The organism is Pseudomonas sp. FJ2-5-13 (assembly GCF_029201605.1).
Taxonomy (GTDB): Bacteria; Pseudomonadota; Gammaproteobacteria; order Pseudomonadales; family Pseudomonadaceae; genus Aquipseudomonas; species Aquipseudomonas lactis.
Map to the genome: position 1 here is coordinate 3,438,657 of NZ_CP104045.1, position 25,757 is coordinate 3,464,413.

At 62.3% G+C, this 25,757-nt stretch carries 28 protein-coding genes; 15 read left to right on the forward strand and 13 right to left on the reverse strand.

Going from position 1 to position 25,757, the window contains the following annotated elements; genetic code table 11:
* Window positions 1-3 precede the first annotated feature (3 nt).
* The 5 genes from N2A98_RS14850 to N2A98_RS14870 are packed head-to-tail and all read left to right on the forward strand — an operon-like array spanning window position 4 to window position 4,567.
* The gene (locus tag N2A98_RS14850; protein ID WP_044274510.1) at window positions 4-798 is read left to right on the forward strand and encodes an ABC transporter permease; all 795 of its coding nucleotides are present in this window, start codon (window positions 4-6) and stop codon (window positions 796-798) included.
* Complete coding sequence (locus N2A98_RS14855) at window positions 798-1,088, forward strand: (2Fe-2S)-binding protein (RefSeq protein WP_275622217.1); 291 nt, start codon at window positions 798-800, stop codon at window positions 1,086-1,088. The genes N2A98_RS14850 and N2A98_RS14855 overlap by 1 nt, the downstream gene beginning before the upstream one ends.
* Complete coding sequence (locus N2A98_RS14860) at window positions 1,085-2,428, forward strand: FAD-dependent oxidoreductase (protein WP_275622218.1); 1,344 nt, start codon at window positions 1,085-1,087, stop codon at window positions 2,426-2,428. The genes N2A98_RS14855 and N2A98_RS14860 overlap by 4 nt, the downstream gene beginning before the upstream one ends.
* The gene (locus N2A98_RS14865) at window positions 2,425-3,522 is read left to right on the forward strand and encodes an FAD-dependent oxidoreductase (protein WP_275622219.1); all 1,098 of its coding nucleotides are present in this window, start codon (window positions 2,425-2,427) and stop codon (window positions 3,520-3,522) included. The genes N2A98_RS14860 and N2A98_RS14865 overlap by 4 nt, the downstream gene beginning before the upstream one ends.
* 13 nt (window positions 3,523-3,535) lie before the next feature.
* Window positions 3,536-4,567, forward strand: a complete 1,032-nt coding sequence (locus tag N2A98_RS14870) for an ABC transporter substrate-binding protein (RefSeq protein WP_044274518.1) — start codon at window positions 3,536-3,538, stop codon at window positions 4,565-4,567.
* A 3-nt stretch (window positions 4,568-4,570) separates the two neighbouring features.
* On the opposite strand, the gene N2A98_RS14875 is transcribed toward N2A98_RS14870, so the two are convergent.
* Both N2A98_RS14875 and N2A98_RS14880 read right to left on the reverse strand, forming a co-directional pair.
* Window positions 4,571-5,218, reverse strand: a complete 648-nt coding sequence (locus N2A98_RS14875) for an isochorismatase family protein (protein WP_078803299.1) — start codon at window positions 5,216-5,218, stop codon at window positions 4,571-4,573.
* 638 nt (window positions 5,219-5,856) lie between these two features.
* Entirely contained in the window at window positions 5,857-6,630 is a 774-nt protein-coding gene (locus N2A98_RS14880; protein WP_275622220.1) for an L-iditol 2-dehydrogenase, read from the reverse strand.
* Between the two features lie 254 nt (window positions 6,631-6,884).
* Between N2A98_RS14880 and N2A98_RS14885 the strand changes: the two genes are divergently transcribed.
* The 3 genes from N2A98_RS14885 to N2A98_RS14895 all read left to right on the forward strand — a co-directional run bounded on the left by N2A98_RS14885 (window position 6,885) and on the right by N2A98_RS14895 (window position 9,986).
* The gene (locus N2A98_RS14885; protein ID WP_275622221.1) at window positions 6,885-7,811 is read left to right on the forward strand and encodes an AraC family transcriptional regulator; all 927 of its coding nucleotides are present in this window, start codon (window positions 6,885-6,887) and stop codon (window positions 7,809-7,811) included.
* A 178-nt stretch (window positions 7,812-7,989) separates the two neighbouring features.
* Window positions 7,990-8,940: a nucleoside-specific channel-forming protein Tsx gene (locus N2A98_RS14890; RefSeq protein WP_275622222.1), complete on the forward strand. Its 951-nt coding sequence runs from the start codon at window positions 7,990-7,992 to the stop codon at window positions 8,938-8,940.
* Between the two features lie 14 nt (window positions 8,941-8,954).
* Window positions 8,955-9,986, forward strand: a complete 1,032-nt coding sequence (locus tag N2A98_RS14895) for a purine nucleoside permease (protein WP_275622223.1) — start codon at window positions 8,955-8,957, stop codon at window positions 9,984-9,986.
* Between the two features lie 112 nt (window positions 9,987-10,098).
* On the opposite strand, the gene N2A98_RS14900 is transcribed toward N2A98_RS14895, so the two are convergent.
* The 6 genes from N2A98_RS14900 to N2A98_RS14925 form a co-directional block, all read right to left on the reverse strand.
* Window positions 10,099-11,058 carry a zinc-binding alcohol dehydrogenase family protein gene (locus N2A98_RS14900; RefSeq protein WP_044274531.1) on the reverse strand — a complete coding sequence of 320 codons (960 nt, stop codon included), beginning with the start codon at window positions 11,056-11,058 and terminating at the stop codon, window positions 10,099-10,101.
* Between the two features lie 28 nt (window positions 11,059-11,086).
* Window positions 11,087-11,260: a DUF1427 family protein gene (locus tag N2A98_RS14905; protein ID WP_078467628.1), complete on the reverse strand. Its 174-nt coding sequence runs from the start codon at window positions 11,258-11,260 to the stop codon at window positions 11,087-11,089.
* 69 nt (window positions 11,261-11,329) lie between these two features.
* Entirely contained in the window at window positions 11,330-12,106 is a 777-nt protein-coding gene (locus N2A98_RS14910) for a helix-turn-helix transcriptional regulator (protein ID WP_275622224.1), read from the reverse strand.
* 115 nt (window positions 12,107-12,221) lie between these two features.
* Window positions 12,222-12,392 carry a putative metallothionein gene (locus N2A98_RS14915; RefSeq protein WP_019816816.1) on the reverse strand — a complete coding sequence of 57 codons (171 nt, stop codon included), beginning with the start codon at window positions 12,390-12,392 and terminating at the stop codon, window positions 12,222-12,224.
* Between the two features lie 88 nt (window positions 12,393-12,480).
* Window positions 12,481-12,936, reverse strand: a complete 456-nt coding sequence (locus tag N2A98_RS14920; protein ID WP_044274535.1) for a DMT family transporter — start codon at window positions 12,934-12,936, stop codon at window positions 12,481-12,483.
* A gap of 4 nt (window positions 12,937-12,940) precedes the next feature.
* Entirely contained in the window at window positions 12,941-13,429 is a 489-nt protein-coding gene (locus N2A98_RS14925; protein WP_044274536.1) for a DMT family transporter, read from the reverse strand.
* A gap of 118 nt (window positions 13,430-13,547) precedes the next feature.
* On the opposite strand from N2A98_RS14925, the gene N2A98_RS14930 reads away from it, so the two are divergent.
* From N2A98_RS14930 to N2A98_RS14940, 3 genes are all read left to right on the forward strand, one after another.
* Complete coding sequence (locus tag N2A98_RS14930) at window positions 13,548-14,480, forward strand: LysR family transcriptional regulator (protein ID WP_275622225.1); 933 nt, start codon at window positions 13,548-13,550, stop codon at window positions 14,478-14,480.
* A gap of 140 nt (window positions 14,481-14,620) precedes the next feature.
* Entirely contained in the window at window positions 14,621-14,980 is a 360-nt protein-coding gene (locus N2A98_RS14935; protein ID WP_223816927.1) for a type II toxin-antitoxin system Phd/YefM family antitoxin, read from the forward strand.
* Complete coding sequence (locus N2A98_RS14940) at window positions 14,977-15,354, forward strand: type II toxin-antitoxin system VapC family toxin (protein WP_044274539.1); 378 nt, start codon at window positions 14,977-14,979, stop codon at window positions 15,352-15,354. The genes N2A98_RS14935 and N2A98_RS14940 overlap by 4 nt, the downstream gene beginning before the upstream one ends.
* A gap of 25 nt (window positions 15,355-15,379) precedes the next feature.
* Here the strand turns inward: N2A98_RS14940 and N2A98_RS14945 are convergent, their stop codons facing one another.
* A complete protein-coding gene (locus tag N2A98_RS14945; protein ID WP_003191984.1) occupies window positions 15,380-16,699 on the reverse strand; it encodes an Nramp family divalent metal transporter in 1,320 nt (439 codons plus the stop codon).
* A 42-nt stretch (window positions 16,700-16,741) separates the two neighbouring features.
* Entirely contained in the window at window positions 16,742-18,295 is a 1,554-nt protein-coding gene (locus tag N2A98_RS14950; protein WP_069558752.1) for a DUF726 domain-containing protein, read from the reverse strand.
* A gap of 286 nt (window positions 18,296-18,581) precedes the next feature.
* Here N2A98_RS14950 and N2A98_RS14955 point away from each other — a divergent pair, with 286 nt between their 5' ends.
* Window positions 18,582-19,577, forward strand: coding sequence for a helix-turn-helix domain-containing protein (locus tag N2A98_RS14955; RefSeq protein WP_275622226.1), 996 nt, complete (start codon window positions 18,582-18,584; stop codon window positions 19,575-19,577).
* A gap of 111 nt (window positions 19,578-19,688) precedes the next feature.
* Complete coding sequence (locus N2A98_RS14960) at window positions 19,689-20,888, forward strand: NAD(P)/FAD-dependent oxidoreductase (RefSeq protein ID WP_275622227.1); 1,200 nt, start codon at window positions 19,689-19,691, stop codon at window positions 20,886-20,888.
* A 644-nt stretch (window positions 20,889-21,532) separates the two neighbouring features.
* Here the strand turns inward: N2A98_RS14960 and N2A98_RS14965 are convergent.
* From N2A98_RS14965 to N2A98_RS14975, 3 genes are all read right to left on the reverse strand, one after another.
* Window positions 21,533-22,723 carry a sugar transporter gene (locus N2A98_RS14965; protein WP_078467624.1) on the reverse strand — a complete coding sequence of 397 codons (1,191 nt, stop codon included), beginning with the start codon at window positions 22,721-22,723 and terminating at the stop codon, window positions 21,533-21,535.
* 112 nt (window positions 22,724-22,835) lie between these two features.
* Window positions 22,836-23,198, reverse strand: coding sequence for a type 1 fimbrial protein (locus tag N2A98_RS14970; protein ID WP_275622228.1), 363 nt, complete (start codon window positions 23,196-23,198; stop codon window positions 22,836-22,838).
* 87 nt (window positions 23,199-23,285) lie between these two features.
* The gene (locus N2A98_RS14975) at window positions 23,286-24,284 is read right to left on the reverse strand and encodes a bile acid:sodium symporter family protein (RefSeq protein WP_078467623.1); all 999 of its coding nucleotides are present in this window, start codon (window positions 24,282-24,284) and stop codon (window positions 23,286-23,288) included.
* An 85-nt stretch (window positions 24,285-24,369) separates the two neighbouring features.
* On the opposite strand from N2A98_RS14975, the gene N2A98_RS14980 reads away from it, so the two are divergent.
* Entirely contained in the window at window positions 24,370-25,158 is a 789-nt protein-coding gene (locus tag N2A98_RS14980) for a helix-turn-helix transcriptional regulator (protein WP_078803322.1), read from the forward strand.
* Window positions 25,159-25,252: 94 nt separating this feature from the next.
* On the forward strand, window positions 25,253-25,684 hold the full coding sequence (locus N2A98_RS14985; protein ID WP_034134520.1) for a hypothetical protein: 432 nt from the start codon (window positions 25,253-25,255) through the stop codon (window positions 25,682-25,684).
* Window positions 25,685-25,757: the final 73 nt, after the last annotated feature.

Sequence of the window (25,757 nt, forward strand, 5' to 3'; positions counted from 1 at the left end):
CGCATGTCTAGAAACGGTCCTTTGGCCCTCGGTTTCCATGCCATGGTGGTGCTGTTCATGATGGCGCCGTTGGTGGTGGTGTGCCTGGTGGCGTTCACGCCAGAGAACACCTTGAGCCTGCCCACGTCGGGCTTCTCCCTGCGCTGGTTTCGCGCGGTGTTCGAACGCGCCGACTTTATCCAGGCGTTCTATAACAGCCTGATCCTGGCCTTCACCGCCGCCACCCTGGCGACCCTGATCGCGGTGCCGGCGGCCCTGGCGATCAGTCGCTACTCGTTTGCGGGGCGCAACTTCTTCAGTGCGCTGTTCCTGTCGCCCATCATCATTCCGCACCTGGTGCTGGGGGTGGCGATGCTGCGCCTGTTTGCGCTGATGGGCGTGAACGGCAGCTTTACCTGGCTGATGCTCGCACACGTGGTGATCATCACCCCCTATGTGTTGCGCCTGGTATTGGCGGCGGCCATTGGCATTGATCGCAGTGCCGAGCAGGCCGCCGAATCCCTCGGCGCCGGGCGTTTTACGCTGTTCCGGCAGATCACCTTGCCAATGATTTTGCCCGGTGTGGCCGGTGGGTGGTTGCTGGCGTTCATCAACAGTTTCGATGAAGTGACCCTGTCGATTTTCGTCAGCTCGCCGGCCACGCAAACCCTGCCGGTGCGCATGTACGTGTACGCCACCGAGTCCATCGACCCGATGATGGCGGCCGTTTCGGCGCTGGTGATCGCACTGACGGCAGCGACCATGATTGTGCTCGACCGGGTCTACGGCCTGGACCGCGTGCTGGTGGGGAAACACTGATGGCCTTGTTCAAGCGACTGAGCGAAACCCAACGCCCTGCCCTGGCCTTCACCCTCGACGGCCAGCCCGCCACGGGATTGCTCGGCGATACCCTGCTGACCGCCATACTGACCTGTACCGAGCACCTGCGCAGCAGCGATTTCAGTGCCGAGCGCCGCGCCGGGTTTTGCCTGATGGGCGCGTGCCAGGATTGTTGGGTGCGCCTGGCCGATGGGCGACGGGTGCGCGCCTGTTCGACCCTGCTGGAAGAAGGCCAGGCGATCAGCCGTGATCCGGGGCGCCAGCCATGAAGCCGGTAGTGATAGTGGGTGCAGGCCCGGCGGGGATCAGCGCGGCGCGCACCTTGCTCGACCATGGCATCACACCGTGCCTGGTGGATGAGAGCCCGCGCGGTGGCGGGCAGATTTATCGGCGCCAACCCCCAGGGTTCCAACGCACCGCCCCGCAGATCTACGGGTTTGAAGCGCGCAAGGCCCAAGCCGTGCACCAAACCATGGATGAACTGGCAGCGCTGATCGACTACCGGCCGGACACCTTGGTGTGGAATGCCGAGGACGGTCGCTTGGACATGCTCAATAACGGGCGCGCCGACAGCCTCGAATACGCGCAGGTCATCGTCGCTACCGGCGCCACCGACCGCATCCTGCCGGTGCCAGGCTGGACGTTACCCGGTGTCTACAGCCTGGGCGCGGCGCAAATCGCCTTGAAGTACCAAGGCTGCGCGATTGGCGAACGTGTGGTGTTTTGCGGCTCCGGGCCGTTGCTCTATTTGGTCGCTTACCAATACGCAAAGGCCGGTGCCAAGGTGCTGGCGGTGCTCGACAGTGCACCGCTGAGCGCCCAATGCCGTGCCTTGCCGGCGCTGCTCAGGCAACCGGCGACCCTGGCCAAGGGCATGTATTACCGCGCCTGGCTGACCGCCCACGGGATTCCCGTGCATCAGGGCGCAATGCTCAAGCAGATCGATGGCGACCAACGGGTACGCGGCATTCGCTGGGGCGACCAGACCCTGCCATGCGATGCGGTGGCCTTCGCCCATGCCCTGCGCAGCGAAACGCAATTGGCCGATCTGCTCGGCTGTGAGTTTGCCTGGAACCCCCTCAACCGCGCCTGGCTGCCGCAACGTGACAGCGCCGGGCGCAGCAGTGTCGAAGGGGTGTACCTGGCAGGCGACGGCGCCGGAATAATGGGCGCCGATGCTGCGCAAATGGCCGGCGAGTGTGCTGCGCTGGCGCTGCTGGAGGACACCGGTGTCGTGGTCGATCAGCGCCGCCGCGTCGCGCTGGAACGGCAGTTGGCGCGTATCCAGCGCTTTCGCCAGGGCCTGGAAACCGCCTTCCCCTTCCCCGAACACTGGGCCGCGCAGGCGCCCGATGACCTGATCCTGTGCCGCTGCGAAGAGGTCAGCGTCGGCGAGGTGCGCGCCGTGGTGGATGAAGGCCACTGGGAAATCAACCGGGTCAAAGCCCATTGCCGCGTCGGCATGGGCCGCTGCCAGGGGCGAATGTGCGGGTTGGCGGCGGCGGAAATCGTGGCCGAGCGTAGCGGGCGTGACCTCCCCCAAGTTGGGCGCTTGCGTGGCCAGGCACCGATCAAGCCGCTGCCGTTTGGCGTGCAGGTGCAGCCATGATCGACGTCATCGTCTTGGGGGGAGGCATCGTCGGGGCTTCGGCGGCCTTGATACTCGCCCAGAAAGGCCAGCGTGTGGCCCTGGTAGAACGGGATTTTTGTGGCTCGCATGCAAGCGGCGTCAATTACGGCGGCGTGCGGCGCCAGGGGCGGCCCTTGCATCAGTTGCCGCTGTCGCAACGCGCCCATCAACTGTGGGCCGACCTGCCCGGGTTGATTGGTATCGAGGGTGAATACGTGCGCTCCGGGCATTTGAAGCTGGCACGCAGCCTTGGGGATTTTGCCGCACTGCAAGCCTACGCCGAGCAGACCCGTGGCTTCGACCTGGGCCTGCAGCTGCTGGACCGCAGCGAGTTACGCAGGCGTTTCCCCTGGGTGGGCGACGTGGCAGTGGGCGCCTCGTTGTGCCCCGATGACGGGCATGCCAACCCGCGCCTAGTGGCCCCGGCCTTTGCCCGTGCCGCCCAGCGCCATGGCGCTGCGGTGTACGAGCAAGCCGAAGTAATCGGCATCGAGCACGACAGCCGGCTGTTCCAGGTGCACTGCGCCAACGGCCTGCACTTGCAAGCGCCGTGGCTGCTCAACTGCGCGGGCGCCTGGGCCGGCAAGGTCGCCGCGCAATTGGGCGAGCCGGTGCCGATCATCTCGGCGCACCCGGCGATGCTGGTCACCGAGCCGCTGCCGGGGGTGATGACCGTCAGCACCGGCGTCGAGGGTGGCGGCATCTATGCGCGGCAAGTCGCCCGTGGCAATTGCATCCTCGGCGGCGGGCGCGGCTTTGCACTCAGCCCGCAGCAGGCCAGGCCGGGCCAGGCGGCGGTGCTGGAGATTCTGCGCAACGCCGGCGAACTCTACCCGTTTCTCCAGGGTGCCCAGGCCATTCGCACCTGGAGTGGCACCGAAGGTTACCTGCCCGACCACGAACCGGTGATCGGCCCCAGCAGTACCCAACCTGGGCTGCTCCACGGTTTCGGCTTTGCCGGTGCCGGGTTCCAGCTCGGCCCCGCCGTCGGTGAAGCCTTGGCAGAGATCGTCTGCGACGGCGCCAGCCGCCAACCCATCGAAGCGTTTTCCATCCGTCGTTTCCAAGCCTGAGAAGAAAAACCCCATGCAATCACGTCTCGCGTTGTCCTGCTTGTCCCTCGCCTTGCTCACCGGCACGGCCCATGCCGCCCCCACGCTGTACCTGGGCATGAACGGCGGCACCATGGAACGGGTGTACGCCGACAAGGTGCTGCCCGCCTTCGAAAAGGCCAATAACGTCAAGGTCGTGATCGTACCTGGCACTTCCTCGGACATCCTCGCCAAGGTTCAGGCCAACAAGGCCAACCCACAGATGCATGTGATGTTCCTCGACGACGGCATCATGTACCGCGCCATCTCCATGGGCCTGTGCGACAAGCTCGCGCCGAGCCCGCCGCTGGAACAGATCCCGGTCAAGGCCCGAATCAAGGACGAAGCCGTGGCCGTGACCCTGGGCGTCACTGGCCTTGGCTACAACGCCAAGATGTTCAAGGACAAAGGTTGGGCCGCGCCCACCTCATGGATGGACCTGGCCGACCCGCGCTTCAAGGACAAAGTGGTGTTCCAATCCCTGGCCTCCTCCACCTTTGGCCTGCATGGCTTCCTGATGTTCAACCGCATCCAGGGTGGCGATGAAACCAATGTGGAACCGGGCTTCAAGGCCTGGCCTAAGACCGTTGGCCCCAATGTGCTGGAATACATCGCCAGCTCCGCGAAGATCTCCGAGATGGTGCAGACCGACGAGGCGGCGATCTTCCCCCTGACCCCGACCCAGGTCGCCACGCAAAAGCTGCTCGGCATACCGATGGAGTACGCGCAGCCCAAAGAAGGTGCGGTGGTACTCAACGTGGCCGAATGCGTGATCGCCCGCAATGACCAGCCGGAACTGGCGCAGAAGCTCGCAGCGTTCTTGCTGACCGCCGAGGCCCAGGCGCCGGCGTTGGAAGAAGGTGACCAGATCCCGTCGAACCCGAGCACCCCCACCACCGATAAAACCCGTGCGCGGGTGGAAGCCATGCAGGGTTATCTGCAAACGGCCATTTCGATTGATTGGGACCAGGTCAACCAGGCACGGCCAGAGTGGAATGCGCGGTGGAGTCGCTCGATTGAACGTTGAGGCTTAGCCCTGCGCAATCAGGGCCAGTTCTTCGCGGGTGCGGCTGATGTGTGCACCGGCCTTGAGCAATTCGTCGACGGCCTGTACACCGCCCTCCTCGCTGATGCTGCGGCACGCCGGCAAATGCAGAACGACGTGCAGGCCGGCCTTGAGCAATTGCAACGCGGTGGTCTTGACGCAGTAATCCAGCGCCAGGCCGCCGACGATCACGCGAGCCACGCCGTGGGCCTTGAGGTACTCGATGACGCCGGTGGACAGCTTGTCGTGCAGGTCGTGGTAACAGGCGCCGTAGGGGTGCAGGTCGGGTTCGACACCTTTCCAGATGAAGTAGTCGTAGTCATAGGGCGCGGGCAACTCATCGAGCAGGGTGAACCCCTCGGTGCCCGGCACGCAGTGGCTGACCCACGTCACATCGGCATGGACCAGGCCGGTGGGTTGCAGCATCTCGCTGTGCTGCGCGACCACCCAGGGCGCGTGCGGGGTGTGGGCGTCCTTGCTACCGATGCGGTGGCCGGCGAGGCTGGCCATGTAGTTGAGTTCGGCACCAATGTGATCGCCACCGACTACCGGCAATTCGTTGGGGCATAAAGGTGTGAAGCTCTTCTGGGCGTCGACGTCGAATGAAGCGATGGCGGCTTTCGAAAGGCTCATGGTCGTTCTCTGGTGGTCTGCACGTACGACCGCCTCAGGGCGAGCGTAGAAAAGGTGAAGTATGGGGTAGTTTACTGCGTGGATCGATGCGTTGCTGACTCACCCTATTCTCAAGAACGCTGAAGTTCAAAGGTGGGCTTGCCTGCGATGACCATAAGTATCTACACAACGCTGTAACGGTGGACGGTAACCACGATGCGAAGCGAGTCGCTCTTGATCTGCTTTTGATCTTAGGCGCCCCGTTAAACCACGCTGGCCGAACGCAGGCTTGAATTCGTGGGTAACCCGGCAGGACGCCGGGTTAGCCGCCCCGCGCCATGGATGGCGCGTGGCGGCGGCCCACGGATTCAAGCCTGTGTTCGGGCACACCGAGCCCAAGCGAGGTGCCGAGTGGTGGGGCAAGGGCGTTTTGCTTACTTTGCCGCTTTTGCAAAGTGAGCCGCCGTCAGGGCGGAACCCTAAGTGGCCTTTACCGCAGCAAGGGATATGTACACAATCCAACTGTGTTGACTGCCAGGACGCCTTCGCGAGCAAGCCCGCTCCCACAATTTGATCGCGGGGCGTCAGCTAGATAGGTGTCGGCTGGCAGGCCGTCTTCGCAGGCAAGCCAGCTCCCACAGTTGGATCAGCGTCAACCGCTAGTTCATCCAATTCCCGCCATCAACGTTATAGGTCTGGGCCACCACATAGTCGGCCTCCGCCGACGCCAGGAAGATCGCCATGCCGGTCAGGTCTTGCGCCGTGCCCATCCGCCCAAACGGCACCTCATCGCCTACGCGCTTTTTCTTCTCGCCAGGCGCCAGCCCTTCATGCCGGGCGAACAACGCATCCACCCCATCCCAATGCTCGCCATCCACCACACCAGGAGCGATAGCGTTGACGTTGATACCCTGCTTGATCAGGTTCAACCCCGCCGATTGGGTCAGGCTGATCACCGCTGCCTTGGTCGCGCAGTAGACCGCCACCAACGGCTCACCCCGCCGCCCGGCCTGGCTGGCCATATTGATGATCTTGCCGCCATGCCCCTGGCTGATCATCTGTCGGGCTGCGGCCTGCAGGGTGAACAAGGTGCCGGCAACGTTGATCGAGAACAGCCGTTCAAAGCTGTCGCGGGTGATGTCAACGATGGGGGCCAGGTCGAACAGGGCCGCGTTATTGATCAGGATATCGAGCTTGCCGGCGTGGCTCACCACGGTGGCGATGGCCGCGTCGATGGAGGCTTGGTCGGTGACGTCCATCGCTACGGCGTAAGCCTGGGGGCCCAGCTCAGCGGCGGTGGCCTGGGCCCTTTGCAGGTTGATGTCGGCGATGGCTACGGTGGCGCCTTCTGCGATGTAAGCCTGGGCGAACGCACGGCCAATGCCCCGCGCCGATCCGGTGATCAGCGCGCTTTTGCCTTCGAGTCGTTTCATGGGAGGGTCCTGTAAAGGTTATTGCCGGTAGCCGGTGAGCGCCGCCGAGAACAGCTTGCCGACCTTTGTTGTTGAGCCTCGATTACAGCAGCTTGGCCTGCCAGCTCACAAACGACTGGCGAAGGCTCGGCTGATACTTTTTTAACCGCAGGCATAGGATCAAAAAAGTATCAGCCTCAGGCGAAACCGGGGCTAGCGCACCGATTGCCAGTGCGGGTATTTTGGGGCGATTGCACCCCACAAGAGGCAGCACCATGCCCATCAGCCCCGCCACCCTGTTCGAGCACCGCCCTGCGGAGCTTGAGGTGATCCTGCCCGAACCGGAACATGGCTTTCGCTGGTTCGAACATGACTATCCCTATGAATTGGCGCGCTGGAACCATCATCCTGAATTCGAAATCCACCTGATCCGCCAAGGCAGCGGCAAGCTGGTGGCGGGCGACTATATCGGTGCGTTCGGCGCCGGGCATGTGGCACTGATCGGCCCTGACCTGCCCCACGACTGGATCGGCGACCTGGCCCCCGGCGAACACCTGCACGGGCGCGATGTGGTGCTGCAATTCGACGGCGCCACCCTCCTCGCCCTGCGCACCACCCTGCCTGAGCTCGGTGATTTACAGCCACTGTTTGAACGGGCGCGCCGGGGCATCGAATTCACCGGCGAGACCGCAACGGGCGCGGCACGGCTGATGGAGGCCATCGGCAGCGCCCAGGGCTTGCAACGCCTGACCCTGTTCCTGCAACTGCTCGACACCCTGAAGAATGCCCCGCCTTCACAGGCCAAGTCCCTGGCCAGCCCTTGCTACGCACCCACTTTGGACGCGCGCAGTGCCCAGCGCATCAACAAGGCGTTTGACTACCTGATGCGGGAGCTGACCGGCGATGTACGCCTGTCGGACATCGCCCGGCAACTGGACATGAGCGAACCGGGCTTTTCGCGGTTTTTCAAACGCAACACCGGTCACGGTTTTATCGACCTGATGCGCAAGTTCCGCGTGCAGCGTGCCTGCCGCTTGCTGTTGCACAGCCAGATGTCAGTGGCGGACATCTGCTTTGAGGTGGGCTACGCCAACCTGTCGAATTTCAATCGCCACTTTCGTATCGAAATGCACCAGACGCCGAGTGAATATCGGCGGCAGGCCGCACTGCCGATATTCCACCCCATCGCCCCTCCGGGATAATAGAAGCCCCGCTGTTTTCCTGACCAAAGCGTCGGCAAATTCGTCTTTTTTCTAAACAGTTCAAGCCATTGACCCAAGTTGGTACAGCCTGTGCAAACGTTTGCGGAACGAACTTGACCGCCAAGTTCACTCCTACCCGTCTGATCGGGTTTAAACCGCGTAAGAATAAGGACTTTCAATGCACCCCACCTCAAAGCCTCGCGCTTGTCTTGGCGTTTCGTTGCTACTGGCCGCCGTTACGGGAGTACTCAGTGCACCCATTTTGGCGCAGCAAAAGCCCGTGGATGACTCAGCACAGGGCGAAACCCTCAGCCCTGAAGCCAACCCCCCGGCGAAAAAAGGCGTCTATTTGTCCGAGTGGTTCAACCAGGACCTCACGCTGATCGGAAGCAAAGACATCAGTTTCGGCCCCAAGCCTCAAGATGACATCTACTTGGAATACGAGTACTTCGGCCGCAAGGGCCCCTTTGAGTTGTACGGCTATATCGATGTGCCGAAGATCCTCACCATCGGTAACAGCAATGACAAAGGCGTGTGGGACCATGGCTCGCCGGTGTTCATGGAGCATGAACCGCGGATCTCCATCGACTACCTCGCAGGACGCAGCCTGGCGTTCGGCCCGTTCAAGGAATGGTATGTGGCCTTTGACTGGATCTACGATCACGGCAGCCGCAAGGAAAACCGCGCCAACACCCTGTACAGCGGCCTGGGCACCGATATCGACACCCACTCGCGGGTCAACCTGTCGGCCAACTTCTATGGGCGCTACCAGTGGGAAAACTATGGCGCCAGCAATGAGTATTCCTGGGACGGCTACCGGGCGCAGATGAAGTACATCGTGCCCATCGGCAAGTTCGACAACGGCGCCTCGCTGACCTACATCGGTTTTACCAACTACGATTTCGGCTCGGACCTGCACAAGGACAACCCGGCGCGCACCGCCAATTCCCTGGTGGCCACCAACGTGTTGCTGTACTCGTTTACCCACCTGCGCTTTACCCTGGTCGGCCGTTACTTTCACAACGGCGGCAACTGGGAGGACGGCAGCGAGTTGAATTTCGGCGAAGGCAACTTCCGCGCACGCTCCGACGGCTGGGGTTACTACGCCGGCGTGGGCTACCAATTCTGATCAAGGAGCTGTAGATGAACGCATTGACCCGTATCTCGCTGGCCGCAGGCCTGGCCCTATTGCCCCACGTGGTGCTGGCGGATAACCCGGCGCCGATCAAACCCAAGGTGATGCTGATCACCATGTTCGCCCCCGAGGCGCAAACCTGGATCGACCGTCTGGCCCTCAAACAAGAAGTGCGCGTACCGGGCTTGTCCGCCGAATACCCGGTAATTCGCTGCAACGCCCAGGACGTGTGCCTGCTGGTGACCGGCATGGGCCAGACCAACGCGGCCGCGTCTACCCTGGCCCTGGCCTTGTCGCCCAAGTTCGACCTGCGCCAGAGTTACTTCCTGGTCGCCGGGATCGCCGGCATCAACCCCAAGCACGGCACCATCGGCACCGCTGCCTGGGCTCATTACCTGGTGGAGTTCGGCACGCAGTGGGAGCTGGATTCACGGGATGCCCCCAAGGACTGGCCGACGGGCTATATCGGGATCAACACCAAGGGCCCCAACGAAAAACCCCCGTTGGACTACAAGACCGAAGTGTTTGAGCTCAACCCCAAGCTGCAAGCCAAGGCGTTTGCCTTGTCGCACAAGGTGGAGCTGACAGAAAGCACAGAGTCCGCCGCTTGGCGCAAACACTACCCCGCCGCCCCGGCCAACCAACCGCCACAAGTCACCCGCTGCGACACCCTGGCGGGCAACACCTGGTTTTCCGGCACGCGGTTGAGCGAACGTGCCGAGGTCTGGACCCAGTTGCTCACCGACAACAAAGGCGAATACTGCACCACCCAGCAAGAGGACAACTCCACCTACGAAGCACTGCTGCGCGCCAGCCGCGAAGGTTTGGTGGATATCCAGCGCCTGGCCGTGGTGCGCGCCGGCTCCGACTTTGACCGGCCTTATCCGGGCTACAGCGAGGTAGACAACCTGCTCAAGTATGCGGACCAGGGTGGGTTTGTACCGGCGCTGGAAAACCTGTACCGCACGGGTAATCCGTTGGTCCAGGCGATTGTGCAGAACTGGTCGGCGTGGGAAAAAGGCGTTCCCGAAACCGAATAAAGATCAAAAAAATGTGGGAGCGGGCTTGCTCGCGAATGCAGAGTGTCAGTCGATATATAGGTGACTGATACGCCGCATTCGCGAGCAAGCCCGCTCCCACATTTTGATCCCATCAAGGCAGGAAGATGATTTTGTCTGGGCTGCCATTGTTCACTTCTGCATAGCACTGAACACCGTCCACCAACGCCATTTCACGCAACCCCGTAGGCAGCGGCAACAGGCCTTCATCAAAGAAGCGCCCAAACGCCTCCAGCATCACCGCGCATTGTTCGCAGCTATAGAGCAACGAGTTAACCCCCACCACCGAACCACCCTTGCGGTACAGCGCCAGGGCCGGTAACTGCACGTGGCCGTCAACCGGGGCGGCGATGATCGCAATGCGGCCGAACGGTGCCAGCCCTGCCACCGCGGCAGGCAGCCAGAAACCGGTGGTGTCAAAGATCACGTCTGCGCCGCCCTTGAACACAGCCTGCACTTGCGCGCCCAGCGCCTCTGGCTTGCCCAAGGCAATCGCGTCCAACCCTTGAGCCTGCAACAACTCGAGCTGATCGGCCTTGCGCACAGCCGCCAGCACCTGCGCGCCGCGTATCTTCGCCAGCGCCAGCGCCGCACTGCCGACCGCACCGTTGGCGCCAATCACCAGCAAGCGCGTGCCCTGGCCAACGCCGCTGCGTTCCAGGGCATCCCAGGCGGTGGTGTAGGGCACGCCGAGGCTGGCCGCCTGCGCAAAGCTCAAATGCGCGGGTTTGTGCGCCACGCCCTTGGCGGATACGCGCAGGTATTGGGCATGGGAACCGTCAGCGAAAAAACCCAGGTCGCGGCCGGTGCCCCAGACTGCCTGGCCGAGCAATGCTTGCGGCCCCTCCACCACCACGCCGGCAAAATCACGCCCTGGGATGCGTGGCAGCGTGGTGTAGGGGAAGCGGCCAAGCACGTTTTTCACGTCGCTGGGGTTCAGGCCCGCAGCGTTAATCTGCACCAGCACTTCGCCGGCAGACGGCACCGGCACGGGCACCTCCACCAGGCTCAGGTGGGCGAGGTCGCCGGTGGCGGTAAATTGCAGTGCGTTCATCGAGGGCATCCGTCGAAGGGAAAAGAGATCAGGACAACCAACCACCGACCAACTGTCGCGCCATGGGCCAGAGCTTTTCGCCGAGCAGCATGCCCATCAGGCCGACCAGTGCGATAGCGGGCGGTGCCGGTGAACGGAAGTCCAGCGCGCCGTAGATCACGCCGACAAACAGGCCGATGGCCAAGGAAATCAAATAGCTCATGAAGGCTGCGCCCGGTGGATTGATGGGCTCAGTCTAGGGCGCGCCTACCGTGGGTATCGGCCAAGTGCTTCAGGATTTCGGCCAACTCCGGTACTGGGACGGCGACACGCCCAGTTCGCGTCGGAACATGTCGCTGAAGCTGCTGGGCGAGTAACCCAGGGTGCGCGCTATGCCGCTCACCGGCTGGCCTTGGATCAACTCCGCAGCCGCCGTGGCCAACTGCACCTGACGGCGCCACTGGGCAAACCCAATGCCCAGGTGCTGCTGGAACAGCCGCGCTAAAGTGCGCACGCTGGCGCCCGCTGCCTCGGCGTGCTGTTCGAACGGGATGTCCAGGGAAGGCGCAGCCATGACCGCCTGGCACGCATTGATCAGCCGACGATCCGCCGCCACCGGCATGGCAATGCGAATAGACGAGCGACGTGCGCGTTGCAACTCCAGCAGAGCCAGGCCTACGACAGCCTCGTAGTAGGCCGCATCGCCGTGATCGCCCTGCTCCACCAAGGTCACGATCAACTCCCGCAACAAGCGACCCACTTCGATGACCTGCACCTGGCTGTCCAGCGTCGACGCCAATGCCGGGCGCAGGTAGATATTGCGCATTTGCAAATCGGAGACCACGCGGATCCCGTGCTCCACCCCCGGCGGCAACCACACCGCGCGCTGGGGCGGCACCACCAGGGCTTCGCGGGGCGTCTCGACCCACATCACTCCGCTCATGGCGTAAAGCAACTGGCCCCAATCATGGCTGTGCGGCTCTACGTACAACCCACGCGGGTAGGTACGCGCCAACGGTTGCACGGGAACGGCGTGATCAGTGAGGTCGGGAGGCGCGGCCAGGGCCATGGCGGGTACACATCAATCAAGGATGGGCCGCCATGGTAAAGACTGGCCGCGGGCAAGCGAACTGTTTTTACTCACCCTGCAGGCACCGGGTATCCGGGCCCGCAGGTCAATGCTGTCAACCGTGGGCCGACTTGGCACATTCGCAACCCGTTGCGGCGGCGCAGGGTTCACCGTGAGCATGGTGCTCGGCACAGCCCTGGCAGCAATAGCCCTTGCCGTCTTTCATGATTGCGTCAGCGCCCAATACACATTTGCAGTGAGGGCAAGCACAGGTTTGATCTGGCATGGTCAGACTCCTTTTTCATGGTCGTCCGATGCAGCGAGCGCCGCACCTTAAGCAGTGACCCTGGGCAAGCAAGCATGGTTCAGCGCCGTCAGTCGGCCCGGCGGCTATTGCTGCGGTACATGAACACCAACGCCAGGGCGAGCAACAGCATGGCGAGGATACGGCTGCCCGACAGCTCGATCGCCGGGTTGCCCAGCCAGCCAAAGTTGTCGATCAACATGCCCATGCCTAATTGCCCGACGATCACCGCCACCGTGGCGACGGCCGTGCCGACCACAGGTACCGCGCCGACCATCACCATCATGTACACCACGCCAAACAGGGCACCGGTCAATTGCCACTTGGGCACCTCCAGCAGGCTGACGGCCTGGGCCGGCTCGAAGAAAAATATCAACAGCGCCGTGGTCAGCGCGCCCACCGCGAAGGTCAACAAACTGCTGCGCAATACCCCCACAGTCTGGCCCAGACGCCCGTTGATAGCGGCCTGCACACTCAACACCGCACCCGCTGCAATCACCAGCACCAACAACATAAACAGATTCATCGCCTTAACCTCGTGCAATCAGAATCAATGCCGCCACAATCAACGCCAACGCGATCCAGCGCTCACTATTGACCCGTTTGCGCGCCGTGCCGAACCAGCCGAAGTGGTCGATCAACACACTCTTGCCCACCTGGCCCGAGAGGATCGCGATCATGGTCATCGCGATGCCGATGTGCGGTGTGGCCAGGGTTAGCACCACCACGTACATCGGCCCCAGAACCCCGCCGATCAACTGCCAGCGCGGCAATTGCGTAAATGCCGGGCCCTTTTGCGGGCCGCTGAACAGCAGCAGTAAGAACAGAATCGCCGTGCCAACACCAAAGATGCTCAACGTCGCCCACAAATGCCCGACCTGCGCGCCCAATGGCCCAAGCAAGCCGGCCTCCACCGACAGGCCCATGCCCGCCAGAATCACCAACGGCAACAGCAGCAGCCGTAAAAGGTTATTGCTCGGCCTGGCCTGCGCCAGCCCCTCGGTAGAACGTGCCTGCATACATCACCCGTGTATCAAGAAAGAAAAACATGGCGCGCATTATCCGGTGGCCGTCCTGTGCGATAAATGGGAGCATGCGGACAACACCTTTGCGCAAAACGCACAGCCTGGAGAGATGATGCAGGGCTTGAATGAACTGAGTTTCAAGGCGCTACGCCTGTTTGTGGCCGTGCTGGACCAGAGCAGCTTTTCTGAAGTGGCCCGCCGCGAAGGCCTGGCGCCCTCCTCCATTTCGCGGCAGATCCACCTGATGGAACAGGCCGTCGGCCAGCAATTGCTCTATCGCCATACGCGCGCCGTCAGCCCCACCGAAGCCGGCCGCCTGCTGGGCCGCCACGCGCGCGTGCTACTGGAGCAGTTGGAGACGGCGAACCAAGCCCTGCAAGAGCAAGACAGCGAACCCAGCGGCCTGGTGCGTATCAACGCGCCCATGGTGTTCGGCCAGCGCCACCTTTCACCCTGGCTGGGAGCGCTGTGCCGGCGCTACCCGAAGTTGCAGCTGGATATCCAGCAGACCGACACCTTCGTCGACCCGCTGCAAGATGGCACCGACCTGCTGTTTCGTATCGGCGTGCTCAATGATTCGGGCATGCAGGCGCGCATCTTCGCGCCGCAACGCTTTCGTATCGCGGCCAGCCCTGCCTACCTGGCCCAGCACGGCACGCCGCGCCACCCCGACGAACTGGCCCACCACCACTGCCTGGCCTACAAAGGCATCACAGGCCAGCAGCGCTGGTTCTTCCGCCACGGCCAAGGCGACTGGACAGCCTACAGCGTCAGCGGCCCCATCACCGGCAACCACGCCGACACCCTCACCCACGCCGCCGAACAAGGCTTGGGCCTGGTGGTGTTCCCGTCTTGGCTGATTGGCGAAAGCCTGCGCGCCGGTACCTTGCAGGCGGTGCTCGGCGAATACGAAGTGGCGACAACCCTGGAGCCCCAACAGATCGCCGCGTTGTGGCCGGGCAGCCGCAGGCTCTCGCTGAAGGTGCGCACGGTGATCGACTATTTCGTGGAGTGTTTTGGGACGGTGCCGTATTGGGATCGGTGACGGATGTTGGCGCTGCTGAACGGCGCCAGTGAAGGAATATTCCTAGTAGGAAAAGTAGGCTCGTTCTGATTTTGGGGGCCAGTATTTCTGGGGACGGTGCGCTGGCGCAGACTTTAGCCAAGTTTATTTGGAGAGACGTCATGGTCACTACGTACCACACACCATCCCGCGCTGAACGAGCGGCCGCCGCCAGTGGTCGTGCCATCTTTGATAGCGGTCGTAGTTTTGGCTATATTTGGCCAAAACACGGAGAAGACCTCATGATTACCGTTGCCCTCGGTGAGGCAAAAAACAACCTGTCCAAACTGGTCGATGAAGCCGCCGCTGGCAAAATCATCACTATCGCCAAACATGGTCGCGCAATGGCGCAGCTCGTCCCGCTTGGTAAGTCCAAGGGCCGGCGAATTGGCGCAATGAAGGGCGAGTTGACCATTCCTGAAGACTTCGACGCCCCACTCCCCAGCGATCTTTTGGATGCCTTTGAGGGCAGTCATTCATGAGGCTACTGTTGGATACCCATATCCTGCTATGGGCACTCAACGATGACTCCAAACTGTCCGGTAAAGCCCGCAAGCTGATAGAAAACGCCGCGGAAATTTACGTCAGTGCGGCAACATTTTGGGAAATGGCAATCAAGGTTAGCTTGGGAAAGCTCGTTGTGGACCTGGATAAAATTCGCGAATACTGCCTGGAAAGTGGCTTCGTCGAATTACCCATCAACCTGGAGCATGCCATTGCCGTCAGGGATCTTGAACATCATCACAAGGATCCCTTCGATCGACTGATCATTGCAACAGCCATGACTGAGCCGATGAAGCTATTGACTGCTGACCCAGAAGTTGCCCAATACACATCCTTAGCCATCTTGGTGTAGGCACTGCCTCGCAATAAGCCTCAGGTCAAAACAACCACTGCCCAATCAACCAAGCATTCGCCCCACTGATCACCGCGAACAGAAACCACGCCAGCAGCCGCGTGGGCAGCCGATTGACGAACGGCCCCATCAGTTGCTTGTCGCCGGTCATGCGGATCAGCGGGTACAACGCAAAGGGCAACTGCAGGCTCAGTACCACCTGGCTGAGAATCAGCAGCTTGCCGATAGCATCGTCGCCCATCAGCCATACCCCCAGGAACGCCGGGATCAGCGCCAGCCCACGGGTGATCAGGCGGCGCTGCCAGCAGGGTATGCGCAGGTTCAGGTAACCCTCCATGATCACTTGCCCGGCAATGGTGCCGGTAAAGGTCGAACTCTGGCCCGAAGCCAGCAAGGCGATACCGAACAGGATGCTGGCGAAAGCACCGCCGACCAGGGGGTCGAGCAGGTGATAGGCGTCCTGGATTTCCACCACATCGGTATGGCCGGTCTTATAGAAGGCCGCAGCCGCCAGCACCAGGATCGCGGCATTGACCAACAGCGCCAAGGCCAGGGAGCCGATGGTGTCGATACGCGCCAGCTTGACCGCGTCCTGCTTGCTCGCCAGGTCCTTGCCGATCAGGCGGGTCTGCACGATAGAGGTGTGCAAGTAGAGGTTATGGGGCATGACCGTCGCGCCGAGGATGCCGATGGCCAGGTACAATGGCGCCGCATCGCTGATGGCCGACAGTGACGGGGTGAACCCGCTGAGCACGTCGGGCCAATAGGGTTTGATCAGCACCAGTTCGATGAAAAAGCACACGCCGATGGTGGCGACCAGCGCCAGCATGATCGCTTCCAGGCGGCGAAAACCACGATTTTGCAGGGCCAGGATCAACAGCGTGTCGAATGCCGTGATGACAATGCCGGTGGTCAGTGACACGCCGAGCAACAGGTGAAACGCCAGGGCGCAGCCGAGCACTTCGGCAAGGTCTGTGGCGATGATGGAGATTTCCGCCAACACCCACTGGGTACGAGCAGAGCGCTGGCTGTAGCGCTCACGGCACAGTTGCGCCAGGTCCTTGCCGGTGGCGATGCCCAGCCTTGAACACAGGCATTGCACCGCCATCCCCGCCAGGCTGGCCAGCAGCACCACAAACAGCAGGCTGTAGCCGTAGCGTGAACCGGCTTCAATGGCCGTTGCCCAGTTGCCGGGGTCCATGTAGCCGATGGAGATCAACAGGCCGGGGCCAGCGAACATCAACACCCGTTTAAAAAACGAGGCCTTGGGATCAACAGCGACAGAGCCGGCCACTTCCGGCGGGCAAAACGGAGCGGTAGCGATTTTTGGCAGGCTGAATTTCACGCGGTATTCCAGGCAAATACACAAGACTTGGGCAGCAGCTTATCAGTCAGACGCGACCGTGCGCATCACCGTGTCCCGTGGCAGGTCAAACGCTTCCACCACTTGCACCACCAGGTCCAGTTCCTGGTTAAGCGCCTCGCGCTCCATGCGTTGGCGGATCACGCCGACCACCAGTACCGCCAAGGTCGTGATCGAATACGCCGGGCCGGAAAACGCCCGAACACCGCTGACCAGCAACATCGCCGCAGCCAGCGCCTGGCCCACCACCGGGATCGCCGTCGCCGCACCGCGCCGCAGGATAAACCCGGTCAGCCCGGCCAACGCCGTGCCGCTCAAGGCTGCGGTAGCCGAACGGCCCACATCCAAGCGGTTGAACAACCCCTGCTCTTTTTGCGCAGCCGCCTGGAGCTCGGCCTCGAACGCCTGACGATCAGCGCGGCTGAGTTTGTCCTTGTACTGCTCGATCAGTGTTTCTGCGACCTGCCCTTCGATCTCTGCCAGCGCCACGTGTTCAAGTGGTTGGTCGAACTTGATGCCCAGGCGTTGCGCCACGTCTTCGGCAATCTGGCGATAGCCCACGCCATGGCCACGAGCCAGGTTCATAAAGCTGTCGCCGCCCATGCGCTGCAACTCAATGGCCAGTTTCAACGGTTCGCGCACACTGGCATCAATCGCGGCACTGCGCTTTTGCGCCATCAGTTCGGCAAGAAACTTCAGCTCCTCCGGCCGCGCTTGCACCAATGCCGGGTACAGGTCCCCGTCCGCTTCGGCAAACCGCACGTCACTGCTGCGCGAGTCCACACGGATCATGCCGCGCCGCTCCTGCAGCAAATCGGTGTACTGCACCACCGTCTTCAACTGCGGCCAATAGGCGGCATGATCGAAGCTGGCCAGGTGCACATTGGTCACCTTGGCCTTGAGCGCGGGCGTCACGTCAATCGCATAGCGGCCAATGCAACGCTCGGTATCGGGCTTCATGGCCAGCGCCCAGTCCTTGCTCGAATGGCAGTTGATCAACCGCCCCTTCAGCGGCGCCGACACCTCGTCCCAAGGGCTCGAGGTACAGATCGCCCCGCCCATCAACAACAGGTTATTCAACGGCAGTTCGCGAGCGATCTCGGGGCTGGCCAGCAGGCTCTTGACCAGAATGCGCGCGCCCAGGGAATGGCCGATCAGGTTGATGCGCCGTACCGGCAGCGACTGGTCGTGCAGGTAGCCGGCCAGTTCGGGCAACAAGGTCTTGGCCACTTCATCCACCCGCGCCTCGACGCTTTTGTAATGATCAAGGAAATAGGCAATGGCCTTGCCCACGCCCACCGTCGCCGCGCCCAGGCCGCCACCGCCGAGCAATGAGGCGAGCACGTCCTTGAACGGTGCAAACAGGTTTTCCAGAAAATGCCCCGCTGGCCAGAACAGCATCAGGTTGGTCGAGCCTTCGATAGCCGCCAACTGTTGCTTGAAATTGCCCAGTTGCTGGCGGTTGAAGAACGCCGAGTAACCGTGAACATAGAGATTGAGCACATCCCCCTGGGGCTCGCCACACAGGACGAACGTGGGCTTGCGGGTGCGGTGCATTTCATCCCACTGGTGTTGCATAGAGCGGCGACTCCGGGTGACGGGATGGCGATAGTAACAAACAGAGGCGATCAGAACGGTGAATCCTGACCGACGTTTGCAGAAGGGCCTGGCCAAAACAGTATTCAACCAAGACCAAACGCTGCGCGACTGCTTAAACTGACTGGCGGGACATGGTAAAACAGGGCCCAGCCCCTTCACCGGAGACCGCCACCATGACAGGCAAACTTGAACACCCCGAGCAATTGAGGGTGGTCATGGGCGCAAACTTCTGCACCTTGAGCCAAATTGAGCAACTGACCAGCGCATGACCGCACTCTCCCCGCTTGGCCAACCCCGCACTCTGGTGTTCCTGACCTACCCGCACATGGGCCTGCTCGACCTGACCGGCGCGCAGACGGTGTTCTGGGCCGCGACCAAAGCCATGGCCGAACGCGGCTTGCAAGGTTATGTGCTGCACAACGCCAGCCTGGCGGGCGGGCTGATGCCAACCGCCGAAGGCTTGAGCGTCCACACTGTGGCTTTGGCGCAGTTGGACCCAGCCGCCATCGACACTCTGGTGGTACCCGGCGCGCCGGCCATTGAGCAAGCCATGCTGGACAATACTGCGCTGGTGGACTGGTTGCGCAACGCCTCCGGTCAGGCGCGACGTACCGCCTCGGTGTGCAGCGGCACTTTTTTGCTGGCGCTGGCGGGCTTGCTGGAGGGGCGCCGCGCGGCAACGCATTGGGCAATGTGCGAGCTGCTCAAGCAACGCTTCCCGAGCATCGAGGTGGACGTGGACGCGATCTTCGTACAGCAAGGCCAGGTGTGGACCTCGGCGGGCGTCAGCGCCGGGATCGACCTGGCGCTCGCGCTGGTGGAGGCCGACTGCGGGCGCGAAGTGGCGCTGCAAGTGGCACGCGAACTGGTGGTGTTCCTCAAGCGCCCCGGTGGCCAGGCGCAGTTCAGCCAGGTGCTGCAAGCGCAAACCGCCGACAGCGCCGGCTTTGATGCGCTGCATGCCTGGATCAGCGACAACCTGCGCGACAGCGACCTCAGCGTCGAACGCTTGGCCGCGCAGAGCCATATGAGCCCACGCAATTTTGCCCGGGTCTATAAGCAAAAAACCGGTCGCACCCCGGCCAAGGCCATTGAGCTGTTTCGCATGGAAGCGGCGCGCCGCATGCTTGAAGACTCCCAGCGCAGCATCGAGCAGATCGCCGGGCTGTGCGGGTTTGGCGACGAAGAACGCATGCGCTGCACCTTCCACCGCCACCTGGCCATCTCACCGCGCGACTACCGCGAGCGTTTTTCCCGCTAGGCCGACTGACCTGGCAGTCATCCAGGGTTATCTGTCCTTTCGGACAGACCCTGCTGCTTTTACAGTGATCCGGCAATGCCTTGCGGCTTACCTGGTCTCTGGAGCAACCCCATGAAACAACATATTCTGATCATCGGCGCCGGGTTTGGTGGCGTGTGGAGCGCCTTGAGCGCCGCTCGGCTGCTGGACAAGCACGAACGCAACGATGTGCGCATCAGCCTGCTAGCCCCCCAAGCGGAGCTGCGTATTCGCCCGCGGTTCTACGAGCCCGATGTGCATACCATGCTGGCCCCGCTTGATGCGCTGTTCGACGCTGTGGGCGTGACCTTTGTGCAAGGCGCCGCCGACAGCATCGACGCCCCTAATAAGCAAGTGACCTATCGCAACGCGGCCGGCATACCGGCCACCCTCAGCTACGACCGCCTGGTAGTGGCTGCCGGCAGCCGCTTGAACCGCCCAGACATGGACGGCATCGCGCACGTGTTCGATGTGGATCAGATCGAAGACGCCGCGCGCCTTGAGGCCCATATCAAGGCCCTCAAAAATCTGTCCGACAGTCCGGCCCGCAATACCGTGGTGGTGGCCGGCGGCGGCTTTACCGGTATCGAGACCGCCACCGAAATGCCGGCGCGCCTGCGTGCGGCACTGGGTGAAACGGCCAACATCCGTGTGATCGTGGTAGACCGCGGGCCGCAGATTGCCGCGTCGATGGGCGATGGCATACGCCCCTCGATCATCGAAGCCAGCCAGGCACTGGGGCTTGAATGGGTACTGAACACCTCGGTCGCCTCGGTGGACGCCGGTGGCGTGACCCTGGCGGATGGGCAGCGGATTGAATCAAGCACCGTGATCTGGACCATCGGCTTTCGCGCCAACCCGCTGGCCGAACAGGTTGAGGGCACCCGCGATCCCCAGGGCCGCCTGCACGTGGACGCCACCCTCAAGGTCAAGGGCCAGGCTGCCATCTTCGCCGCTGGCGACGTGGCCTACGCCGCCACAGACGAGCTGGGCAACGTCGCTGCCATGTCCTGCCAGCACGCCATCGCCCTGGGCCGCTACGCCGGCAACAACGTCGCCGCCGATCTGATCGGCGTAGCCCCCATGACCTACAGCCAACCCAAATACGTCACCTGCCTCGACCTCGGCGCCTGGGGCGCGGTGTACACCGAAGGCTGGGACCGTCAGCTTAAGCTGGTGGGCCAGGAAGCCAAGGAACTCAAACAGCAGATCAATAGCGTGTGGATCTACCCACCGGCGGCGGATAGAGCGGTGGCGCTGGCAGCGGCCGATCCGTTGATTCCGGTGGCGTAGAACAGTCAGTCAAGCGAACGCAATGCTCAAGGCAGTGAAGGTCAAATGTGGGAGCTGGCTTGCCTGCGAAAGCGGTCGTGCAGTAACAGACGCAGTGACTGACACTCCGCTTTCGCGAGCAAGCCCGCTCCCACAGTTTGATCGCGGCGTGTCAGGTGGGAATGTGTCGTTTATCGGGCCGCCATCGCAGCATAGGTATCTACACAACTTTGTGGGCTGTAGCAGCAGACGGTAACCACGATGCGCAGCGAGTCGCTCTTGATCTGCTTTTGATCTTAGGCGCCCCGTCAAACCACGCTGGCCGGAATTCGACAGGGATTTGGGGGGTAAACCGGCAGGGATGCCGGTTTAGCCGCCCCGCGCCATGGATGGCGCGTGGCGGCGGCCCCCCAAATCACTGGCGGATTACGGGCACACCGAGCCCAGGCGAGGTGCCGAGTGGTGGGGCAAGAGCGTTTTGCTTACTTTTGCGCTTTTCAAAAGTGAGCCGCCGTCAGGGCGGAACCCTAGGTGGCCGTTACCGCAGGAATGGATATGTACTCAGTAGGACTGTGTCGGCTGTCAGGCCGCCATCGCAGCGATGCGGCGACCCGACAAGCCAGCTCCCACATATAGCCTGCAGTTATCCGTTGGATACGGGCCGATCAGCTTGGCGTCGGGGCACCACCCTGCCCAAACCGCCGAATCGCCAGGCAATACCCCACCAACGCCAACCCCGCCAGCAAACCGCCCGCCGCGCCGATCCAGGCGAAGCCGAAGTGGCTGCCGACCCAACTGCCCATCAACGCACCACCGCCGATGCCGATGTTGTAGATCCCGGAAAACATCGCCATGGCCACATCCGTGGCATCCGGTGCCAGCACCAGCACCTTGGACTGCATGGCCAGGCCAAACCCCATGATCGCCATGCCCCAGAAAATACTTAGCCCCACCAGGTAAGACTCGGCGCCGCTCAACGGCAGCATCAGCGCCAGGCACGCGGCGAGGATAGACACCGCGCCGATCACGAACAGGTGGGGGTTGAAGCGATGCACCAGGCTGAACAACAACGAGCCGATGATGCCAGCACCACCGAACACCAGCAGGATCAGGGTCACGGCACTGCCGCCCAGGCCGGCGACGCCCTCGACGAAAGGTTCGATGTAGCTGTAGGCGGTGAATTGGGCGGTGACGGTCATCGCCGTCAGCACGTACAGCGCCACCAGCGCCGGACGCTTGAACAATAGCGGCAGGCTGCGCAGGGAGCCGGAGTTCTGGCTGGGCAGCAACGGCAAGGTGCGCGCCAGCCAGAACACCAGCGCGGCGGCGAACGCGGCGATCACCAAAAAGGTAGTGCGCCAGCCCATGGCCTCGCCCAACAGACGGCCCAAGGGAATGCCCAACACCATCGCCAGGGATGTGCCGGTGGCCAGCAAGCCAAGGGCCTGCACCTGCTTGCCTTCTGGCGCCAGGCGTACGGCCAGTGAAGCCGTGATCGACCAGAACAACGCATGGGCCAGGGCGATGCCGACCCGACTGACCATCAGCAAGCCGAAGCTGGTGGCCACGCTGGAAAGAATATGGCTGGCGATAAACAGGCCGAACAGCACGATCAGCAATTTGCGCCGTTCGACGTTGCGGGTCAGCAGCATCACCGGCAACGAGGTCAGCGACACGATCCACGCATAAATGGTGAGCATCAGGCCGACGCTGGCCACGGGCATGTCAAAGCTGGCGCCAATGGCGCTGAGCAGCCCGACCGGGACGAATTCGGTGGTATTGAACACAAACGCGGCCAGCGCGAGGGCGATGACCGGTTGCCAGTTGGCTTGAGGGGTTGCGGCTGAAAGGCTCATTGACGGGCGCGGTACTCTGACGATGATCAAGCGGCCACCCAGGACAAGCGCCGCCGCCGAGCATTCTATAGGTTTCTCGCACCGCTGTTGCTGCGGATCGTCGCCCGACGACCTAAGGCGAAGTCATGGTAATGATGTAGTTGCCTGACTGGATGAGCTTACCGGCGCGGTCTACCAACACGTAACGCTGATCGTAATAGCGCCCCTCGCCGCTGTCCGCCACCAGCCGCACATGGGGTGCGTCGACACTGACCACCGGCGCGACACTGCGCACCTCGATTCGGCTGCCACGACTGGATTGGGCACAGCCGCGCAGTTCCATCACCGCACCGCTGCGCGCATTTGTCGCACACCCTGACTCGACAATGGCGCCGCTGAACCTGATGGTGCCCTGCCCCACGGTTTGTGCGGCGCCGCAGGTACTTGCCCACAGCCCCAGAAGGCCAGTCATTACCGCTACACGATGAACGTTCATGCCGACACTCCTTCTTGGGTTAGTTAAGAAGTAAGTCGTCGGCACGCCGGTTAACTTGAGCTTATTTACCCGCCAATGAGAGGTGCGTCACGGATCCACCTGCCCCATCAATTCAGGAATGCTCTCCGGCCGCTGGGCATAGCGTTGGGCCAACGCCGCACAAACCATCAACTGGATCTGGTGAAACAGCATCAACGGCAAAATCAACACCCCCATACTCGCCCCGGCAAACAGCACCTGCGCCATCGGCACACCGGTCGCCAGGCTTTTCTTCGAACCACAGAACAAGATGGTGATGCGGTCCTCCTGATTAAAGCCAAACGCCTTGCCCAGCAGCGTAGACGCCACCAGCACCAGGGCCAGCAACACGCAGCAGGCCACCACCAAGCCGCCCAATTCCCACAGCGGGATCTGGTGCCAGATGCCTTCGTTGACCGCCTCGCTGAAAGCCCCGTAGACCACCAACAGAATCGAGCCCTGGTCGACGAATTTCAGCCAGGCTTTGTTACGCCCGACCCAGCCCCCAATCCAGCGGCTGGCGACTTGCCCGGCAATGAACGGCAGCAACAACTGCACGCTGATTTTGACAATCGCATCGACTGTGGAGCCGCCATCCCCATGCACGTTGAGCAGCAGCGCTACCAGCAGCGGCGTCAGGAAGATGCCGAACAGGCTGGACGCCGCCGCGCTGCAGATGGCCGCCGGGATGTTGCCGCGGGCCAGGGAGGTAAAGGCAATCGCCGATTGCACGGTGGCCGGCAAGGCGCAGAGGTAGAGCATGCCCATGTACAGCTCGGTGCCGATCAGCGGCGACAGCACTGGCTTGAGCGCCAGGCCCAGCAACGGAAACAGTACGAAGGTCAGGCTGAACACCAGCAAATGCAAACGCCAGTGGCCGGCACCGGCGACGATGGCCTTGCGCGACAGCTTGGCGCCGTGCAGGAAAAACAGCAGCGCGATGGCCAGGTTGGTGACCCAGCCGAACGCCACGGCGGTCTGGCCGCTGGCGGGCAGCAGTGAGGCGAGGATCACGGTGGCGATCAGGGTGAGGGTGAAGTTGTCGGGGAGAAACCGGGGCCGGGTCATAAGCAATTCTTCCAGGGGTTGCCAAGAGCGTCGCGACGACTCTAACGTAACCACCTGTTACCGACTAACGCCAATGAGCCAGTAAATGCCGCCTAAAGGACATGAAAAAGCCGTGCGCCGTAGTGTTCCTGGGCTTTCCAGCCTGCCTAGGCCGGTGTACGGGCGCACTGAATCCTTGCCCAATCGGGCGCTGACGCGACGCCACAGCCACCCGTGGGTGCAGTTGTCCTACGCGATTTCCGGGGTATTGGAGATCCAGACCAGCGTCGGCCGTTTCGTCGCGCCACCCCAGCGCGCGGTGTGGATCCCGGCCGGCATGCCCCATCGGGTGTTCAGTTCGCCCCTTACGGAAATGCGCAGTTTGTATCTTGATTGCAGCGTCACCGCCTGGGCCGCCGAGCGTTGCCAGGTGCTGGAGGTGAGCAGTTTGTTACGCGAGTTGATCCGCAACTTCAGCCAATTGCCGGTCGAATATACCGAGGACGGGCCGGACGGACGCCTGGCCCAAGTGCTGCTCGACCAGCTCGCCGCCGCGCCCCAGGTGGATTTGATGTTGCCGCTGCCTCACGACCCGCGGCTGCGGCAGATCTACCGCAGCCTCAACCTGCACCCCGAGCAACAGACGACGTTGGGCGAGTGGAGCCGCAAGCTGGGAGTCAGCGAAAAAACCCTCAGTCGGGTGTTCCTGAGTGACACCGGGCTGACATTTCGCGCGTGGCGCCAGCGCCTGCGCCTGTTAAGCGCCCTGCCTGCCCTGGAACAAGGCGAGCGGGTGACGGATGTGGCATTGGGCTGTGGCTATGAATCGACCTCAGCCTTTATCAACGCGTTTCGTCAGCAGTTTGATTCCACCCCCGGTGAATTCTTCCGCTGACCCTTTCCCACGATGCAAATAATCCCCAAACCCACGCTCGGCTGGTATTGTGCCGCGCTTTGAAACACAGCAACCGACTGCGAGGAAATGGACGTTGAACACTGACGAAAAAATGACCGGGGACCTGTTCGAGGTTGATAAGCGCCTGTCACTCAAGCCCGTGGTGGACTTCAACGCCTACCTGCGCAGCGCCTTCGGCGACGGCCCTTGCACCTGCGTGCGCTGCACGGCCAACGGCGGCGATGAAAGCGGCTACGAGTTCCAACACACCTTCACCTTCGAGGGTAAGCCCGTGCACCGCCGCTTCGCTTCGACGGCGGGTAGTGATGTGTTGATGGCGTTGAAAAAGGCCTGGTTGTCGTACACCAAGGCCGAGCTGCCGCTCAGTGGTGTGTTGGCGCTGGATACGGTGAAGGAGTTTGTCGAGCCGCAGCTGCACAAACGCCTGGCGCCGCTGTTTGTCGCCAGTGGGCTGGTCAAGGATGTGGACGGCGAACTGCGCATCCAGCCGCAGGCCGCAGCCTGACACCGGCTAATGTGAGAAACACTACTTTCGAAGCATAGAAGAACCAAGTGGGGGCTTGCCTGCGAAAGCGGTA

Coding starts and splice junctions, on each gene's coding strand:
- N2A98_RS14850 (WP_044274510.1), top strand. CDS start 4: ATGTCTAGAAACGGTCCTTTGGCCCTCGGTTTCCATGCCATGGTGGTG.
- N2A98_RS14855 (WP_275622217.1), top strand. CDS start 798: ATGGCCTTGTTCAAGCGACTGAGCGAAACCCAACGCCCTGCCCTGGCC.
- N2A98_RS14860 (WP_275622218.1), top strand. CDS start 1,085: ATGAAGCCGGTAGTGATAGTGGGTGCAGGCCCGGCGGGGATCAGCGCG.
- N2A98_RS14865 (WP_275622219.1), top strand. CDS start 2,425: ATGATCGACGTCATCGTCTTGGGGGGAGGCATCGTCGGGGCTTCGGCG.
- N2A98_RS14870 (WP_044274518.1), top strand. CDS start 3,536: ATGCAATCACGTCTCGCGTTGTCCTGCTTGTCCCTCGCCTTGCTCACC.
- N2A98_RS14875 (WP_078803299.1), bottom strand. CDS start 5,218: ATGAGCCTTTCGAAAGCCGCCATCGCTTCATTCGACGTCGACGCCCAG.
- N2A98_RS14880 (WP_275622220.1), bottom strand. CDS start 6,630: ATGAAACGACTCGAAGGCAAAAGCGCGCTGATCACCGGATCGGCGCGG.
- N2A98_RS14885 (WP_275622221.1), top strand. CDS start 6,885: ATGCCCATCAGCCCCGCCACCCTGTTCGAGCACCGCCCTGCGGAGCTT.
- N2A98_RS14890 (WP_275622222.1), top strand. CDS start 7,990: ATGCACCCCACCTCAAAGCCTCGCGCTTGTCTTGGCGTTTCGTTGCTA.
- N2A98_RS14895 (WP_275622223.1), top strand. CDS start 8,955: ATGAACGCATTGACCCGTATCTCGCTGGCCGCAGGCCTGGCCCTATTG.
- N2A98_RS14900 (WP_044274531.1), bottom strand. CDS start 11,058: ATGAACGCACTGCAATTTACCGCCACCGGCGACCTCGCCCACCTGAGC.
- N2A98_RS14905 (WP_078467628.1), bottom strand. CDS start 11,260: ATGAGCTATTTGATTTCCTTGGCCATCGGCCTGTTTGTCGGCGTGATC.
- N2A98_RS14910 (WP_275622224.1), bottom strand. CDS start 12,106: ATGGCCCTGGCCGCGCCTCCCGACCTCACTGATCACGCCGTTCCCGTG.
- N2A98_RS14915 (WP_019816816.1), bottom strand. CDS start 12,392: ATGCCAGATCAAACCTGTGCTTGCCCTCACTGCAAATGTGTATTGGGC.
- N2A98_RS14920 (WP_044274535.1), bottom strand. CDS start 12,936: ATGAATCTGTTTATGTTGTTGGTGCTGGTGATTGCAGCGGGTGCGGTG.
- N2A98_RS14925 (WP_044274536.1), bottom strand. CDS start 13,429: ATGCAGGCACGTTCTACCGAGGGGCTGGCGCAGGCCAGGCCGAGCAAT.
- N2A98_RS14930 (WP_275622225.1), top strand. CDS start 13,548: ATGCAGGGCTTGAATGAACTGAGTTTCAAGGCGCTACGCCTGTTTGTG.
- N2A98_RS14935 (WP_223816927.1), top strand. CDS start 14,621: ATGGTCACTACGTACCACACACCATCCCGCGCTGAACGAGCGGCCGCC.
- N2A98_RS14940 (WP_044274539.1), top strand. CDS start 14,977: ATGAGGCTACTGTTGGATACCCATATCCTGCTATGGGCACTCAACGAT.
- N2A98_RS14950 (WP_069558752.1), bottom strand. CDS start 18,295: ATGCAACACCAGTGGGATGAAATGCACCGCACCCGCAAGCCCACGTTC.
- N2A98_RS14955 (WP_275622226.1), top strand. CDS start 18,582: ATGACCGCACTCTCCCCGCTTGGCCAACCCCGCACTCTGGTGTTCCTG.
- N2A98_RS14960 (WP_275622227.1), top strand. CDS start 19,689: ATGAAACAACATATTCTGATCATCGGCGCCGGGTTTGGTGGCGTGTGG.
- N2A98_RS14965 (WP_078467624.1), bottom strand. CDS start 22,723: ATGAGCCTTTCAGCCGCAACCCCTCAAGCCAACTGGCAACCGGTCATC.
- N2A98_RS14970 (WP_275622228.1), bottom strand. CDS start 23,198: ATGAACGTTCATCGTGTAGCGGTAATGACTGGCCTTCTGGGGCTGTGG.
- N2A98_RS14975 (WP_078467623.1), bottom strand. CDS start 24,284: ATGACCCGGCCCCGGTTTCTCCCCGACAACTTCACCCTCACCCTGATC.
- N2A98_RS14980 (WP_078803322.1), top strand. CDS start 24,370: ATGCCGCCTAAAGGACATGAAAAAGCCGTGCGCCGTAGTGTTCCTGGG.